The organism is Lonepinella sp. BR2357, from assembly GCF_051851525.1.
Lineage (GTDB): Bacteria > Pseudomonadota > Gammaproteobacteria > Enterobacterales > Pasteurellaceae > Lonepinella.
This window is the reverse complement of the sequence record NZ_JBPDVG010000006.1, coordinates 97,461-113,187: the sequence shown is the minus strand read 5'-3', so window position 1 is coordinate 113,187 and position 15,727 is coordinate 97,461. Positions and strand designations below refer to the sequence as shown.

The 15,727-nt window shown below is 36.4% G+C and carries 15 protein-coding genes and 1 riboswitch; of the genes, 11 read left to right on the top strand and 4 right to left on the bottom strand.

Annotation, left to right across the window (positions count from 1 at the left end):
* Nucleotides 1–38: 38 nt before the first annotated feature.
* Both ACTG7L_RS05425 and ACTG7L_RS05420 read right to left on the bottom strand, forming a co-directional pair.
* Nucleotides 39–635 (bottom strand): hypothetical protein, encoded by a 597-nt coding sequence (locus ACTG7L_RS05425; protein WP_439327735.1) that lies wholly within the window; start codon nucleotides 633–635, stop codon nucleotides 39–41.
* 203 nt (nucleotides 636–838) lie between these two features.
* On the bottom strand, nucleotides 839–1,534 hold the full coding sequence (locus ACTG7L_RS05420; RefSeq protein ID WP_439327734.1) for a hypothetical protein: 696 nt from the start codon (nucleotides 1,532–1,534) through the stop codon (nucleotides 839–841).
* 310 nt (nucleotides 1,535–1,844) lie between these two features.
* On the opposite strand from ACTG7L_RS05420, the gene ACTG7L_RS05415 reads away from it, so the two are divergent.
* From ACTG7L_RS05415 to cspE, 9 genes are all read left to right on the top strand, one after another.
* Nucleotides 1,845–2,822: a polysaccharide pyruvyl transferase family protein gene (locus ACTG7L_RS05415; RefSeq protein WP_439327733.1), complete on the top strand. Its 978-nt coding sequence runs from the start codon at nucleotides 1,845–1,847 to the stop codon at nucleotides 2,820–2,822.
* Nucleotides 2,812–4,026: a lipopolysaccharide biosynthesis protein gene (locus ACTG7L_RS05410; RefSeq protein WP_439327732.1), complete on the top strand. Its 1,215-nt coding sequence runs from the start codon at nucleotides 2,812–2,814 to the stop codon at nucleotides 4,024–4,026. The genes ACTG7L_RS05415 and ACTG7L_RS05410 overlap by 11 nt, the downstream gene beginning before the upstream one ends.
* Before the next feature lies 1 nt (nucleotide 4,027).
* Entirely contained in the window at nucleotides 4,028–4,801 is a 774-nt protein-coding gene (locus ACTG7L_RS05405; protein ID WP_439327731.1) for a glycosyltransferase family 25 protein, read from the top strand.
* Complete coding sequence (locus tag ACTG7L_RS05400; RefSeq protein ID WP_439327730.1) at nucleotides 4,801–6,009, top strand: hypothetical protein; 1,209 nt, start codon at nucleotides 4,801–4,803, stop codon at nucleotides 6,007–6,009. Before ACTG7L_RS05405 ends, ACTG7L_RS05400 begins: the two co-directional genes overlap by 1 nt.
* Nucleotides 6,002–6,883 (top strand): glycosyltransferase family 2 protein, encoded by an 882-nt coding sequence (locus tag ACTG7L_RS05395; protein ID WP_439327729.1) that lies wholly within the window; start codon nucleotides 6,002–6,004, stop codon nucleotides 6,881–6,883. The genes ACTG7L_RS05400 and ACTG7L_RS05395 overlap by 8 nt, the downstream gene beginning before the upstream one ends.
* 12 nt (nucleotides 6,884–6,895) lie before the next feature.
* A complete protein-coding gene (locus ACTG7L_RS05390) occupies nucleotides 6,896–7,699 on the top strand; it encodes a glycosyltransferase family 2 protein (RefSeq protein ID WP_439327728.1) in 804 nt (267 codons plus the stop codon).
* Between the two features lie 13 nt (nucleotides 7,700–7,712).
* On the top strand, nucleotides 7,713–8,807 hold the full coding sequence (locus ACTG7L_RS05385) for a lytic murein transglycosylase (RefSeq protein ID WP_439327727.1): 1,095 nt from the start codon (nucleotides 7,713–7,715) through the stop codon (nucleotides 8,805–8,807).
* A gap of 44 nt (nucleotides 8,808–8,851) precedes the next feature.
* A complete protein-coding gene (locus tag ACTG7L_RS05380; protein ID WP_439327726.1) occupies nucleotides 8,852–9,757 on the top strand; it encodes a mechanosensitive ion channel family protein in 906 nt (301 codons plus the stop codon).
* Nucleotides 9,758–10,126: 369 nt separating this feature from the next.
* Nucleotides 10,127–10,339 carry a transcription antiterminator/RNA stability regulator CspE gene (cspE, locus tag ACTG7L_RS05375; RefSeq protein ID WP_386685963.1) on the top strand — a complete coding sequence of 71 codons (213 nt, stop codon included), beginning with the start codon at nucleotides 10,127–10,129 and terminating at the stop codon, nucleotides 10,337–10,339.
* Between the two features lie 74 nt (nucleotides 10,340–10,413).
* On the opposite strand, the gene purU is transcribed toward cspE, so the two are convergent.
* Together purU and ACTG7L_RS05365 are read right to left on the bottom strand one after the other, a co-directional pair.
* Nucleotides 10,414–11,253, bottom strand: a complete 840-nt coding sequence (purU, locus tag ACTG7L_RS05370) for a formyltetrahydrofolate deformylase (protein ID WP_439327725.1) — start codon at nucleotides 11,251–11,253, stop codon at nucleotides 10,414–10,416.
* Nucleotides 11,254–11,324: 71 nt separating this feature from the next.
* Entirely contained in the window at nucleotides 11,325–11,723 is a 399-nt protein-coding gene (locus ACTG7L_RS05365; RefSeq protein ID WP_439327724.1) for an H-NS family histone-like protein, read from the bottom strand.
* 159 nt (nucleotides 11,724–11,882) lie between these two features.
* Nucleotides 11,883–12,079, top strand: a riboswitch (Lysine riboswitch).
* A gap of 92 nt (nucleotides 12,080–12,171) precedes the next feature.
* Between ACTG7L_RS05365 and ACTG7L_RS05360 the strand changes: the two genes are divergently transcribed.
* Both ACTG7L_RS05360 and ACTG7L_RS05355 read left to right on the top strand, forming a co-directional pair.
* Nucleotides 12,172–13,710, top strand: coding sequence for a Na+/H+ antiporter NhaC family protein (locus ACTG7L_RS05360; RefSeq protein WP_439327723.1), 1,539 nt, complete (start codon nucleotides 12,172–12,174; stop codon nucleotides 13,708–13,710).
* Nucleotides 13,711–14,001: 291 nt separating this feature from the next.
* On the top strand, nucleotides 14,002–15,720 hold the full coding sequence (locus ACTG7L_RS05355; RefSeq protein WP_439327722.1) for an acetolactate synthase 3 large subunit: 1,719 nt from the start codon (nucleotides 14,002–14,004) through the stop codon (nucleotides 15,718–15,720).
* The last annotated feature ends 7 nt before the right edge of the window (nucleotides 15,721–15,727 follow it).

Genomic DNA, 15,727 nt, shown 5'->3' with positions numbered 1-15,727 from the left:
TATATGAAAAAGGCAATAATAAATTATTGCCTTTTTAGTTATATCCCATATGGAGTAAGTTTAATATAATTATTCATAATTTCTAAGGTTCTATGTTTTTCTGCTGAACCTGTTTTAAATAAATTTTGATTTTCTTGGCTGACTTTGAATCTATCAAATAAAGAGATTATTTTTTTATCTATGTCAATTAAGTCATTTATTATGCTATTGTTATAGAATTTATTATTTAAAATTTGTTCTAAGTAATCACCCCTAACTTTCAGTAGTTCTTCAAGTTGAGAATAATTTTTTATAGCATGTAAATTATCTTCTAGTGCAAAATTAAAATTTTCAATTTTTTTTGTAAATTCCTTAATTCCAATTAATTTATTATAATCTAATGGCTGAATTAAATCCTTATAAGTATAAGTTTTACTTCTAAAACTGATTTTAATATTCTTCATTTCCTGAGTAACTTTACCATAGGTAAATAACTTAGTGCCATCAGGTGTGCAATAAAAATCAGAATAAGTTTGTTTAAGATAAGCAGTGCTGGCTTGGCAACCATATTTTTCATTATCTGAATTTGTTTTTGCAAAAGTTGATTGTATAAATAATAATGCAATTAATGCTAAACTTAATTTAATGAGTTTCATTTTTTTCTTTTCTCCAAATATTATTTATTGTTATGATTATTTAATATTTATTAAATTTGGATGTTATCGTAGATTAAAATAAATGGAAGATATTTTTTTAATTATTTACAAAAAAATTTGAAAATTAATTTAAAAATACATACCTTGTAAATATAATCAGGGAAAACACCCAAATCATCAACACTAAGTTATAACAATTTGGGCTACGCCGTTTGTGATGCCAGTTTGAGAGTTTGATACTTCTCGTAATTATCTGTAATTTTAGTATTAAATTCTTCTTTATTTGTTTTACGCAGAGCTTCTAGTTCCCTATACCAATTCAACACCCTATTATGAGCATCAATGATTTCCTGTATATTATTTACTCTCATAAGGTTTAAATTGTCTTTTCGAGCATATTCACCAAAAATCGCCCTTGATTTCCAAATTTCATATTTAAACATTTCCAAAAATTGTGCTTCTATTTTGGCTTGAATAATTTCATTTGGGAGTTTTTTGTTACTAACGTCGTTTATATATTTATTTTCAATATCATATATAAAATTATTAGACTGATATGCTTTTATATTCCACCAAAGTTTCCCTGCGGTATATAAAACAAATCCTTTGATGGGTTCACGAGTTTTTTGTAAAAAATCAGTAACGAGATCTTTCGTATAATTTTCATTATTAGCAACAATGGCGGGATCTACATTTAACTTCCTAGCAACATCCTCTAGCAAATCAATAGATGTTCCTAAGAAATCATATAACGTTTGAGTTTTCTTTTTTAATTCACCTAATCGGTCATTTGCTTTTTCAACTAGAGCTTTTCGTGTTTTGTTTTTTTTAATTAGTTTATTAAAACCTAAAGCAACTACTCCAAAAGTAACTGCATACAAAATTGGGCTTAAATCCATATAGATATCCTTTTAAAAGTGAATGGTGTCTTTTATCCTGAAATTCGCTGAATTCGCTCGCATTCTATCATTGTTTTTTTTTTGCACAAGTTGCGATTAAAATGTATGCAAAATGAATTAATGAAGTGATAAGTGGTCGAGGATAAATGCCCTGCACTCACGTGCAGGGTTAAGCATAGTAACGATGCTCCGCATCTTCTCCGATCTAGCCACAGGGAAATTCCCCACATTAAAACGCTGTCAAACAGTGTGAAAAATGCTATGATATGCGTTTGTGAACTGACTTTTCGCTGTGGAATCTGATTGACGAATGAATGAAATCTTACAATCCTTAAAACAAAAATTACAACAAATTAACAGCTTAATCGTAGATAAAAATGACGTGCTGTATTTTGATTATCCGTTACATTTAAATGTCGGGGATTTATTAATCTATGCTGGCACGGAACAATTTTTCAAAGATTATCATATTCATATTCGTTTAAGACGCTCATTGCAGGCTTTCGATATTCATGAAGTCAAAAAATATATTCAACCGAATACCACGATTTTGTGTCATGGCGGTGGAAATTTTGGGGATTTGTATCCGCTCATTCAACAAATGCGAGAAGATATTGTGCGAGAATTTCCGCATAATCGGATCATTTTATTGCCACAAACCGCTCATTTTTCCAATCAAAAAGCCATGTTGGCAGCCGCAGAATTATTTTCCTCCCATTCTGATCTGCATTTATTTGCACGTGATAGTAAAACCTTTCAATTAATGCAAAGCCATTTTTCGAAGAATAGTTATTTGTCGCCTGATATGGCTCATCAGCTTTACGGAAACTTGCCACAAAAAGACCGCAGTTTGCACCAAAGTGCGGTGCAAAAAACACTCTATTTTTTACGCAAAGATATTGAAAAAAGCCATATTGAAACAGAAATTCAAGCTCAATTAACTAACTTAGATAACGTGAAAGACTGGGAAGATATTTTATTACCAAGTGATTTGAAATTTGAATTATGGTGTAGTCGTTTTTCCAAAATCGCCAATAAATTTCATTTAGCGTTTGTGAAAAATAAAATTAACGATCTATGGTATCAACATGCGTTAAACGTGATCGAACGCTGTCAAAGGATTTTTTTAAGCTATGATAATGTGATCACCAGCCGATTACATGGACATATTTTTTCTTGTTTATTGGGTATTCCAAATCAAGTGTGTGATAATTCCTATGGTAAAAATTCAGGTTATTATCAGCAATGGACAAAAGACATAGATTACACAACGCTCTATGAAAAATAATCATTTTATTAAACTCATTGCAGTAACGGTATTCAGTATGGGGTTGACCTTGGTTAGCTCTTTTATCTTAGCTCGCCTATTATCGGTACAAGATCGCGGTTTACATCAGTTGTTTGTGACTTCGGTTTCTTATGTGACTACGTTTGCCACTGGGGGCGTCGGTTTTGCGTTTGCTTTGAGTATGCGGAATAACCAATATACACATTGGAAAGGTTATTTTCTGTTATTTTTAGCCTTAGCTGTATTGGTCGCCAATATCGCCGTATTTTTCTTTAATGTGACGGATTATTACGGCTTATTTATGCTGAATGTGCTATTAACCGCCGTGTTAACCATTACGCTAGAAAAAAGTAAAATTGATCCTAAGATGATCGTTTATCGTCGTTTAACCTTACAACAACCGATTTTATTGGTGTTGGTGTATGGCGTGACTTATCTGTTATTTCAGGAGCAACCACTCCAAATTGCCCTGTATTTATTAACCTTATACAGCACTATTCAGGCTATTTTTTGTCTTATTTATTTATATCAAATTGATAAAGATTTCACCCAACGTAATCGAGTAGTTTCCATTGAACGCAAATTTTTCTTCACCACTTGGTTTAAGCAAAATGTATTACAAACCTTTGGGGCGACCACTGCCAGTTTAGATAAATTTTTGGTGGTGTATTTTCTTGGCCATTATACGTTAGGTCTTTACACGGTGTGTATTGCCTTTGATAGTTTAATGACCAAATTTATTAATATGTTGGCGGATTATTATTATTCGGGCTTATTAAATAAATTAAATCGAATTAAATCCGTGTTAGTCGTGATTGCGTTAATTAGCGTTGGGGCATTAATTTTGGTGCCGTTGTTAGCCAAGCCAGTGATTGCGTTTTTCTTCAGTGCTAAATATATTGAAGTCGCACCGGTGTTAATTTGGTTTATTGTGAATGCGATTATTGCTGGTCTATCTTGGGTGTTATCACAAAATATGTTGCTATTTGGCAAACAGATTTTATTGTTTGTGCGACAATTAATTGCTATTGTGGTGTTTGTGGTTTTATTTTATTTATTACGTGATCTTCAATTATATGGTTTGGCTTATGCCCTTATTGGAGCCAGTTTAACTCGCTTATTGATTTCGTTAATTTATTATTTCAAATACCCGATCACCGATATGTCGGTGACTAGCACAACTGAACAAAAAAGTGCGGTGTAAAATGCGAAAATTTTTAATTTCTTTAGAAAAAGACATACAGCGTAGGGAATTATTTTTCTCTCAACCAGATACAGCAGATTTTAACGTATTTAATGCCATTAATACCATGAATTTGTCACCATCAGAATTAGAAAGCCGTTTTGATTTTAATGGGTTTAAACAAGCCTACGGACGAGCAGTGACTAAAGGTGAAATTGGTTGTACTTTAAGCCATTTAGCGATTTATCAAAAAATTGTAGATGATGAAACTGTTCAAGCAAATGACTATGCTTTAGTCTGTGAAGATGATACGTTGTTGGCAGAAAATTTTCAGCAAAATTTGACCGCACTTTTAACTGAAAATCTTACCGCCGATATTATTTTAGTCGGACAATCAAAAATCCCAACCTTTGATGATATTGAGTTGAAGATTAATTATCCAACCACATTGCGTTTTCTGCAAAAGAAGATAGCGACAACAGGTTATCGTTATGCTTATCCTTATAAAAATTATTTTGCAGGCACGGTGGCTTATTTAATAAAAAAATCGGCTTGTCAAAAGTTCTTAGATTACATTGAACAACAGCAAAAAATCTTTTGGTTGGCAGATGATTTTATTTGGTTTGAGAAACAATTAGGCTTAGATATTATCGTGATTCGTCCGTTAATGGTGATTGAAAACCCCAAATTAGCCAGTAATTTAGCCGATTTACGTGCCGCCTTAAAACATAGTTGGTGGCAAAAATGGCTGAAATTTCCAGCCAAAAAGCTGTTAGCGATTAAGAGAAATTTATAATGTCAGCATTATTTAATTTATTTTATCTTTATGATCCTTGGGCTTTTCATTTTATCCGAATGAGTCTAGTCGCTGGTGTTATTGCAGTGTTATGGTTGGCTTATAAATGGTATAAAAAACAAATTAATCAAGTGATTATTCCAGCAGACAGTTTATTCGTTTGTGCTGCTTTAGTGCTTGTTTCCGTGATCCCGATTTTGATTAATGGTACAGCAGAGTTTGGTGTACTGAGTATGTATATTAAACTGTTGGTGATATTTATATTGGGGATTGCAATTTATAATTTATTTTATCTGCAACAAGAAAAAAGCCTATTTATTCGAGATATTAAAATAGGAATAGTGGCTCAGTCTATTATGGGCGTTTTAGCACTAACGGGTATTCCGTTTTTAGTTAGCATTGCATTAGGTACAAATGCCAGTGCCATTTTACCGCAGTTTACAGGATCGGAGCAGGAATATCGTTTATACAACATAACATCATCCGCCTTTTTCCAATTAAGTGCCTTTTACTTAATGCTTTTGCATTTTTTATTAGCTTATGCCGAGAAGCAAGCTAAATTGCAAGGGATTTATGTGTTTTTAATGTTATGTATCGGATTGATTTCAGGCAGAACATTTTTATTACTTTCTGTTTTTAGCTTAGTCATTTATTTTAAACGAGATTATATTTTGCCGATAATATTGTTCGGCTTATTAATTTTTATTTTAGCCATAAATTATCAATCAAGCCTTTATATTGAACATGCTTTAGAACCCTTGATTAATTTGATTTATGGGACAGATCGTCCAGCGTCTAAATTTATTGGTATTTCTACTGGGTTATCTTCTTCCACGGATACCCTAATGCAAAAACATTTATTTATGCCAAGTTTAAAACAACTGATGATAGGTGACGGCTTATATTATAATCTGAACGGCAAAGGTTATTACGGCGGATCGGACTCTGGTTTTATTCGTCAGGCATTATATGGTGGTATCGGTTATATTGCGGTTTGTTTTGTGGTGACAGCTTATTTTGTGAAACGGATTGCGGATAACTGGTTTAATGGCAGTTGGAAATTTATTTTATCTAGCTTGTTATTGTTGAGTTTATTAAATGTCAAAGCCGATACCTACGCTTACCCTGGGATTATGTTTATCTTTTTAATGTTTATTTCGTTGTTTGGTGGGCAGGGTAAACAAATTGTGAGAAAAAATCATGTTTAGTATTATCATACCTTCCTATAATCGTAATCTGGAAGTTAATCGTTTATTGGTGAGTTTAGAACAACAAACCGCAAAGAATTTTGAGGTCATTGTGGTTGATGATTGTTCGCCAAATCCGTTAAAAATTGACCTCACTTTTAGCTTTGAGGTTAAACTTATTCGTAATGAACAAAATGCTGGACCCGCTCAAAGTCGTAATCATGGTGCCAAAATGGCAACAGGCGAGTGGTTATTATTTTTAGATGATGATGATCGTTTTGATGAGCGAAAATGTCAAATTATTGCCGAAACCATTGAGCAAAATTCAACGCTGAACTTTATTTATCATCCTGCCAAATGTGAAATGGTGAATGAAAAATTTAGTTATGTGACCAAGCCTATTAACGAACAAGAGATTTCATTAGAAAGAATTTTATTGGTCAATAAAATCGGTGGTATGCCAATGATTGCGATTAAAAAAGACTTCTTTTGGCAGTTAGGTGGATTATCCACGGCGTTAAAATCTTTAGAAGATTATGATTTTGTGTTAAAAGCAGTAAGTTGCCCTGATTTTCGCCCAAAATATATTGATGAGCCATTGAGTATCTGTGCTTTTCATACCAAAAGATCGAGTGTATCCACGAATACGGAAAACACCGAAAAAGCCATTGCGATGATCGGTCAACAATATGTCAAAACCGAACAGCAAGCGAAAAATTTTGCGATCAATTCGCTATATATGTTGTCTTATCCACATGCCATGAATTTATCCCGTAAAGCCGGTTATTATTATTTTAAAATCTTTGGTTTAAGCCATAACGTGAAACATTTGATGATTGCGATTATCAGTACAATATCGCCTCAATTAGCGATTAATTTAAAACGCTATATTTAAACGGAATAGCAAATGAAATTTTCAGTATTAATGTCCTTATATATTAAGGAAAAGCCCGAATATTTACGGGCATGTTTACAAAGTTTAGTGACACAAACACGTCCGGCGGATGAAATTCTGTTAGTGTTAGACGGTGCCATTACGCCAGCATTGCAAGCGGTGATTGATGAATTTACCGCCATTTTACCGCTTAAATTGCTCCCCTTAGCCCAAAATGTTGGGTTAGGTAAAGCCTTAAATCAAGGGATTCAAGCGGCCAGTCATGATTGGATTTTCCGCATGGATACGGATGATATTTGTTATCCCGACCGCTTTGAAAAACAAGTAGCTTTTATTGAACAACATCCTGAAGTGGTGATTTTAGGTGGTCAAATTGCTGAATTCGGTGCAAACATTGAAGATATTGTAAGCTATCGAAAAGTGCCGACCACAGCCTCCGATATTGTGACATTTACCCAAAAACGCTGCCCGTTTAACCACATGACCGTGGCTTACCAACGCCAAGCCGTATTAAAAGCAGGCGGCTATCAAGGATTGCAAGAAGATTATTATTTGTGGATCAATCTGGTAGCACAGAATCCTACGCAAGTGGCTAATTTATCTGATATTTTGGTTTATGCGCGTGTCGGCAATGGTATGGTTGGTCGTCGCCGTGGCTTGTCGCAAGCCAAATTTGAATGGCAACTTTACCGATTGAAATCGCAAGTAAAATTACAACATCCCATTACTGGATTTGGCGTATTTTTAACCAGAATGTTACCTCGTTTATTACCCAAAGCATTACTTGAAAAGTTATATCAATTTATTCGTAAATAGGAAAGTAAAATCCATGAAAACCTTATTAAAAATCACCGCACTTTGTGCTTGTTTAGCTGTCGCAAGCTGTTCCTCCAATAAGACGGGCAACATGTCGGTGTCTGCTTTAGGGAGTGACGCCACTTACAGCAAAGCACGTACATTAGATAATTTTAATGATTACGTGCAATTTCTCAAACAAAAAGCAGCAGGACAGGGCGTATCTGCGAAAACCTTAAATGCTCAAAATAACATTTCTTATATTGAAAGTGCGGTGCGTTTAGATCAAAAACAAGCAGGCAATGCGGCACGTCGTAAAAATCAGCCACCCGCTCCACCGAATCCAAATGGTGCGACAAATTATATTAACAAACACCTTACGCAAGCCAAAGTAAATAAAGCCGAAGATAATTATTGGGACGTGCGTACTTCCTTGCAAAAAGCCAGCCAAAAATATGGCGTACAGCAAGAATTTATTTTAGCCTTATGGGGTATGGAAAGCAGTTTTGGTTACTATCAAGGTAATTTTGATGTACTTTCCGTATTAGCGACCTTAGCGTTTGATGGCCGCCGTGAAAAATTATTTAGCCAAGAATTTATCAATGCGATGAAAATGCTCGATCAAGGCTATTTAAATCGGGTGCAAATGCTCGGTTCTTGGGCGGGGGCGATGGGACAGACGCAATTTATGCCGACCTCTTATTTAAACTATGCTGCAGACGGTGATAGCGATGGGCGTAAAGATATTTGGAAAAATGAATATGATGTGTTTGCCTCTATTGCCAACTATTTGCACACCGTAGGGTGGAATGACCGCTTACCTTGGGGCGTGGAAGTACAGCTTACTCAACCGGTTGATTTAGCCTTATCGGGAACAGAAAAAGGTAAAGCACGCTCGCTGAAAGATTGGCAAGCCCGAGGCATTATGTTAAAAAACAGTGCAGAGGCACAAAAACTCAACGCTTTATCTTCTGCGAATTTGTGGTTAGTGCAACCCGATAAACAAGTGGGACGTGCATTTTTAGTATCGAATAATTTCCGCACCATTTTAGATTGGAACCGATCTAATTATTATGCTTTGAGTGTGGGGATGTTTGCGGACAGAATTAAGGCTGCCGTGGGTTTGTAATGTAGGTTTGTCACAATTTATTTTAATCAAAAGAGGAAACAAAAATGGCTGCAGAAAATGCAACGGAAACCGCACAGTTAGATGTGATTGGTGAAACAGGAAAAATTCTGAAAGAAGTGTCGAATATGGATTTAGGCACTTTATTAAACGACTGGATTATTCCTTATGGTACCAAAATTTTATTGGCGATTGTCATCTTTTATGTGGGGAAAATCATCACTCGAGTGGTGAGTAATTTATTAGGACGAGCCGCCTTAGCCTCGACCAAAGATGAAATGTTACAAAGTTTTGTGCGTTCCATCAGTTATTTCTTATTGCTTTTAATCACGGTGATTGCCTCACTTTCCCAGTTAGGTATTAATACTAGCTCGCTAGTGGCATTAATTGGTGCGGCGGGTTTAGCCATTGGTTTATCCTTACAAAATTCCTTGCAGAATTTTGCAGCGGGCGTGATGTTGCTGATCTTCAAACCTTTTAATAAAGGTGATTTTATTGAAACGTCTGGCACCACGGGAACGGTTCATCAAATGGGTTTATTAATGTTGGAGCTTAGAACAGGTGACAATAAAACCGTATTAGTGCCAAATGGCAAAGTGTTTGCCGATAGCATTACTAACTATTCTTTGAATGAGACTCGCCGTGTGGATTTAACCTTTGATATTTCTTATGAGTCGAATATTAAACAAGCGAAAGACATTGTGGCTGCCATTTTTGCGAAAAATGATATGGTGTTAAAAACCCCTGAACCCGTGATTGCTGTGGGTTCCTTAGAGGCGAGTAGTGTACAATTAATAGCACGTGGTTGGGTGAAAAATTCAGATTATTGGAAAGTCTATTGGGCCATGTTAGAGGACGTGAAAGTGGCTTATGACGAGGCGGGCATTTCCATTCCTTATGATCAAATGGATTTGCATATTGTGAATAATAATACCAACGAAACTGAAAAATAAGAGGGAATAAATTAAATTGCCCCAATGAGTGATGTTGTGTAGCTAAGATAACTAAAAAGATGGTAAGTCAAATGGCTTGCCAGCTTTTTTGTGTATGAGCGTGAGGGGGAATGTGTATTTTTTCTAAATTTTTTAATAATTATTTTTATTTTAAAATAATAGGAAATATCACTTGCTTTAATGGGTGATTAATGTTCTAATCAGCGCCTGCTAGACGATAGTTTATAAAATGCGTTATTAGTTCTTCCGTATCACAAGTTTCAAATTTGTTCTTGGATCTTTATTAGTATCAGTTTCTATATTCTTTCTTAGCGTTATTGCTTGCATTTCCAAGCGCAAATTTAAATTTTAAAATATAAGGAAGACAACATGTCTAAATTAAACGGTTCTGTAAAATGGTTCAACTCTGATAAAGGTTTTGGTTTCATCACTCCAGCAAATGGCGGAAAAGATTTATTCGTTCATTTCTCTGGTATCGTGGGTGACAACTACAAAACCTTAAACGAAGGTGATAACGTAGAATATAATGTACAAGATTCTCAACGTGGTCCTGCGGCAATTGATGTTGTTGTGATTAAATAATAAATTATTTATTGCGAATTTTAATCCCCAGATAATTTCTGGGGATTTTTTTATATTGGGTGTTAAATATAGGTTTATAAAATAATGGTTTTATTTTGGAATACAAATAGCCGATCATGAATCGCCAAATCTAATGCACGACTTAATACGGTTTTTTCCACATCTCGTCCCGCTTTCATCATCATTTCTGCGGAATAAGTATGATCCACATTGATGACATTTTGCATAATAATTGGGCCTTCATCTAATTCATTATTAATAAAATGTGCGGTTGCCCCAATAATTTTTACCCCACGTTCATAAGCACGTTTATAGGGATTGGCACCAATAAAGGCAGGTAAAAAAGAATGGTGAATATTGATCACTCGATTTGGATAACGAGCGACAAATTCAGGATTTAATACACGCATATATTTGGCGAGCACAATAAAATCAGGCTGATATTCATCAATTTTGTCGGCCAATAATTTATCATGTTCTACACGTGTTAAATTTTCGTGGCTAATACAATGAAAAGGCACATCAAAGCGTTCAACAAGGGAACGTAAATGTTCATGATTGCCAACGACCGCCGCAATTTCAAGATCTAAGCCGCCATAATAGGTTTTCATTAATATATCACCTAAACAATGGGCCTCTTTGGTGACTAAAATTACAATACGTTTTTTTCGGCTACTATCAATTAAACGGCAGTTTGTCCCTTGTGGTAAACTAAAATTTAAATCCGCTAGCAAGGTTTCTTCATTAAAAATACCTTGTAATTCGGTGCGCATAAAGAAATGTTTGGTTTCAAAATCCACAAATTCGTTATTATGTATAATATTTAATTGGTGCTTATAACAAATATTCGTAATCTTTGCGATAAGTCCTTTATCATCAGGACAGTCGGTTAATAAAATTTTATTTTCAATCATATGCGTTTTCTTTGTATTGGAGATAAATAAAACCCATTAATTAATGGGTTTTATCGGAAAAGTGAGGCGAATTAGATTTTAAAATCGTCTAAGGATTTTCCCGCATCTAAGGCATTTTTAATGGCTTTTGGTGTACGACCTTGACCACTCCAAGTGCGTTGTTCACCATTGTCATCAATATATTGATATTTTGCAGGCAGTGAAGTGCGTTGTTTTTTGACTTTGTTTTCAACATGATTGTCAATTAATTCAGATAAGGAAATCCCTTTTTCTTTCAGTTCAGCTTGATATTTTTTTATCAGCTCTTGACGAGCTTTGATTTCCGCCACTTGCGCCTCGGCGGCTTTGCGTTTTTCATCAATAATCAGTTGTAATTTTTCGAGGATTTGTTCTGCTTTGGCTAAATCAATCGTATTAATTGCAGCACGTAAGCTACGTAAGTTAGTTAATACATTTACGAGGTTACTCATATTATATTCTCCAGTGATAAGTTAATTTAAAATCAGATACGAATAATCATATCCTTATTCTTGTTTTTTGTAAATATTTCGTTTTTTGCTGAGATAATGAAAAAATATTTTTCATACCTATTGGCATTTGTCCATTATTGAGGTAATCTTTGCACATCCTACAAATGTAGAGGTGCGGATATTATAAGTATTTTTTCCGAGTGGATAACGATGAAGAAAAAGGAAAGGAATATTCGCCGAAATCAATTAAAAGTCATTTTAATTGGTTGGTGACGTTATCGAAAGAAACGTTACTGTCATAGTCGAGGGTGTAATTTATTATGCCACTTTATTTACTATGGAGCGCTACTGTTAGGGGTGGTTTTTACTGCCTTTATTTCTAAATTATTTTCATTGGCTGTATGATGAAACTAATGTCAGTGGTTCTCCCTTACTTTAGGTAGAACATATGGATCTTATCGATTTTTCCTCCTCAATTTGGTCGGTTGTACCGCCATTATTAGCGCTCGGGTTGGCGATTATTACCCGTAAAGTCTTGTTGTCATTAAGTATTGGTATTATTGTGGGTGCTTTAATGCTCACCAATGCTCAGGTGGGATCAACACTGAGCTATCTTTTTGAACGTGTCTCTTCATTAATTTATGAAGTGGACGAACAAGGTCAGTTTGCTTTCAATGACAGCAATCTTCATATTATTCTTTTCTTATTATTACTGGGCATTTTAACCGCACTTTTGAGCGTGTCGGGCAGTAATCAAGCCTTTGCAAAATGGGCGCAAAAACGCATTAAAGGGCGTCGTGGTGCGAAATTAATGGCGGCCTGTTTGGTGTTTGTGACCTTTATTGATGATTATTTTCATAGTTTAGCGGTAGGCGCCATTGCACGTCCGGTGACCGATAAATTTCATGTGTCACGTGCAAAATTGGCTTATATTTTAGACTCCACCGCCGCACCAATGTGCGTGATGATGCCCGTTTCCAGTTGGGGTGCCTATATTATGACCCTGATTGCGGGCTTATTAGCAGAACATGCTATTACCGGTTATTCGCCATTTAGTGCCTTTATGACCATGAGTGCGATGAATTTCTATGCGATTTTTTCGATGATTATGGTTTTTGTGGTGGCTTATTTTTCTTTTGATATTGGTCCGATGGCTCGTCATGAACAATTAGCGTTAGAACAAGCGACAGAAGAAAGTGAAGAACAAGAGCAAAGCTCGGGGAAAGTGCGCAATTTGGTGTTGCCAATTATCACCTTGATTGTCGCCACGGTGGCAATGATGATGAAAACCGGTAATGATGTGTTAAGTGCAGATGGTAAACCGTTTAGCGTGTTGGGCGCCTTTGAGAATACCACCGTTGGGATTTCCTTAGTGGTGGGTGGTGTTTGTGCCTTAGTGGTATCGAGCTTATTAATTTTAGCTAACCGCAATGTGAGTTTAAACGAATACGGAAAATCTTGGTGGGTGGGTGTGAAATCCATGTTAGGCGCCATTGCCATTTTATTCTTCGCTTGGACGATTAATAAAATTGTGGGCGATATGCAAACGGGGAAATACTTGTCTACCTTAATTTCTGACAATTTAAATCCGGCCTTTTTACCGGCAATTCTCTTTGTTTTAGGCGCCGCCATGGCCTTTTCAACGGGCACCAGTTGGGGAACCTTTGGGATTATGTTACCGATTGCGGCTGCTATTGCGGTGAATGCCTCACCGGAATTATTGTTACCTTGCTTGTCTGCGGTCATGGCGGGCGCAGTTTGTGGTGACCATTGTTCACCTGTTTCAGATACCACGATTTTATCCTCAACGGGAGCGAAATGTAACCATATTGATCATGTGACCACACAGTTGCCTTATGCGTTATTAGTGGCATTAGCGACCACCATTGGCTATTTAGTGATCGGTTTCACTCAGTCTGGTTGGTTAGGTTTTATTACGACGGGTGCCGTGTTGTTTATGACGATATTGATCAGTAGAAAACGCTAAAATTGTGATCTGATGAAAATTTTTAAATAAAATTTTATTTTGTTTTGTTTTTATAAAATGCGGCTTTATGTCGCATTTTTTACTTTTTGAGTTATTTTTATTTATTAAATATTGTTATTTTAATAAATTTAGAATTTTATTCTGATTAATTTGGATTTTATGGCAAAAAAAAGAATAGACAATTAATCAAAATTTAGTACACTGACTTTACAGTGATACCGAACAAGGTACTTGAAGTGAAAAGTGCGGTTAAAATTCGGCAAGAATAATGAGTAAAAACGGAGTGATTTTATGAAGAAATTATCAGGCGCAGAAATGGTTGTGCAGTCGTTGCGTGATCAGGGAGTAAAATTTTTGTTTGGCTATCCAGGTGGATCGGTGTTGGATATTTATGACGCTATCCATACGTTAGGGGGCATTGAGCATGTGTTGGTTCGTCATGAACAAGCTGCGGTGCATATGGCTGATGGTTATGCGCGTTCTACGGGGGAAGTAGGCTGCGTGTTAGTGACTTCAGGCCCCGGTGCCACCAATGCGATTACGGGAATCGCCACCGCCTATGCGGATTCCGTGCCGTTAGTGGTTTTAACGGGACAAGTACCCTCTAATTTAATCGGCACCGACGCATTCCAAGAGTGTGATACGATAGGAATTACCCGCCCTGTGGTGAAACACAGCTTTATTATTCAACGTCCTGAACAGATTCCTGAAATCATTAAAAAGGCCTTTTATATTGCCTCTACGGGGCGACCAGGGCCTGTAGTGATTGATATTCCTAAAGATATGGTCAATCCGGCCAATAAATATCCTTATGAATATCCAAAAGAGGTGAGCTTACGTTCTTATAACCCAAATTCGCAAGGTCATAAAGGGCAAATTAAAAAAGCCTTGAAAGCCTTATTGGTGGCGAAAAAACCGGTGTTGTATGTAGGCGGCGGGGTGGTGATTAACAACAGCAGTGACAAAGTGCGTCAATTTGCCAAATTATTAAATTTACCGGTGACGTCGTCCTTAATGGGATTAGGAGCGTATCCCTCAACGGATCGCCAATTCTTAGGTATGCTTGGCATGCACGGGACTTATGAGGCCAACTGTGCCATGCACGATTCCGATTTGATTTTAGGGGTTGGGGTGCGCTTTGATGATCGCACCACCAATAATGTAAAAAAATATTGCCCACATGCCAAAATCATTCAAATTGATATTGACCCAACCTCAATTTCAAAAAATATTCCGGCCGCCATTCCGATTGTTGGCAGTGTGGATAATGTGTTTAGCGAATTTTTAGCCTTATTACAAGATGAAAATTTAGCCAAATCTCAATCGGATTTAACGGAATGGTGGCAACAAATCGATCAATGGAAAGCGAAAAAATGCCTTGAATTTGACCGCACTTCAAAAGAAATTAAGCCACAAGCGGTGATTGAAACCATTTATCGCTTAACCAAAGGCGACGCTTATATTGCCTCTGATGTGGGACAACATCAGATGTTCGTGGCGTTACATTATCCCTTTGATGAACCACGCCGTTGGATCAACTCAGGCGGTGCAGGCACCATGGGCTTTGGTTTGCCGGCAGCGATTGGGGTGAAATTCGCCCATCCAGACAGCACCGTGGTGTGTGTAACGGGGGACGGCAGTATTCAAATGAATATTCAAGAACTGTCCACCGTCAAACAATATGACACGCCCGTTGTGATTGTGAGTTTAAATAACCGTTTCTTAGGCATGGTCAAACAATGGCAAGATTTAATTTATTCAGGTCGCCATTCACAAGTGTATATGAATTCGTTGCCTGATTTTACGAAATTAGCCGAGGCCTACGGACATGTAGGGATTCAAATCAATCATGCCGATGAATTAGAAGAAAAGCTCACTCAAGCCTTTGCCATTAAAGACAAATTAGTCTTTGTGGATGTGTTGATCGATGCCACCGAAAATGTGTATCCAATGCAAATACGGGGTGGGGCGATGAATGAAATGTTGTTAGGTGCACCAGAAAAAGAATAAGGAGAAA

Coding starts and splice junctions, on each gene's coding strand:
- ACTG7L_RS05425 (WP_439327735.1), bottom strand. CDS start 635: ATGAAACTCATTAAATTAAGTTTAGCATTAATTGCATTATTATTTATA.
- ACTG7L_RS05420 (WP_439327734.1), bottom strand. CDS start 1,534: ATGGATTTAAGCCCAATTTTGTATGCAGTTACTTTTGGAGTAGTTGCT.
- ACTG7L_RS05415 (WP_439327733.1), top strand. CDS start 1,845: ATGAATGAAATCTTACAATCCTTAAAACAAAAATTACAACAAATTAAC.
- ACTG7L_RS05410 (WP_439327732.1), top strand. CDS start 2,812: ATGAAAAATAATCATTTTATTAAACTCATTGCAGTAACGGTATTCAGT.
- ACTG7L_RS05405 (WP_439327731.1), top strand. CDS start 4,028: ATGCGAAAATTTTTAATTTCTTTAGAAAAAGACATACAGCGTAGGGAA.
- ACTG7L_RS05400 (WP_439327730.1), top strand. CDS start 4,801: ATGTCAGCATTATTTAATTTATTTTATCTTTATGATCCTTGGGCTTTT.
- ACTG7L_RS05395 (WP_439327729.1), top strand. CDS start 6,002: ATGTTTAGTATTATCATACCTTCCTATAATCGTAATCTGGAAGTTAAT.
- ACTG7L_RS05390 (WP_439327728.1), top strand. CDS start 6,896: ATGAAATTTTCAGTATTAATGTCCTTATATATTAAGGAAAAGCCCGAA.
- ACTG7L_RS05385 (WP_439327727.1), top strand. CDS start 7,713: ATGAAAACCTTATTAAAAATCACCGCACTTTGTGCTTGTTTAGCTGTC.
- ACTG7L_RS05380 (WP_439327726.1), top strand. CDS start 8,852: ATGGCTGCAGAAAATGCAACGGAAACCGCACAGTTAGATGTGATTGGT.
- cspE (WP_386685963.1), top strand. CDS start 10,127: ATGTCTAAATTAAACGGTTCTGTAAAATGGTTCAACTCTGATAAAGGT.
- purU (WP_439327725.1), bottom strand. CDS start 11,253: ATGATTGAAAATAAAATTTTATTAACCGACTGTCCTGATGATAAAGGA.
- ACTG7L_RS05365 (WP_439327724.1), bottom strand. CDS start 11,723: ATGAGTAACCTCGTAAATGTATTAACTAACTTACGTAGCTTACGTGCT.
- ACTG7L_RS05360 (WP_439327723.1), top strand. CDS start 12,172: ATGGATCTTATCGATTTTTCCTCCTCAATTTGGTCGGTTGTACCGCCA.
- ACTG7L_RS05355 (WP_439327722.1), top strand. CDS start 14,002: ATGAAGAAATTATCAGGCGCAGAAATGGTTGTGCAGTCGTTGCGTGAT.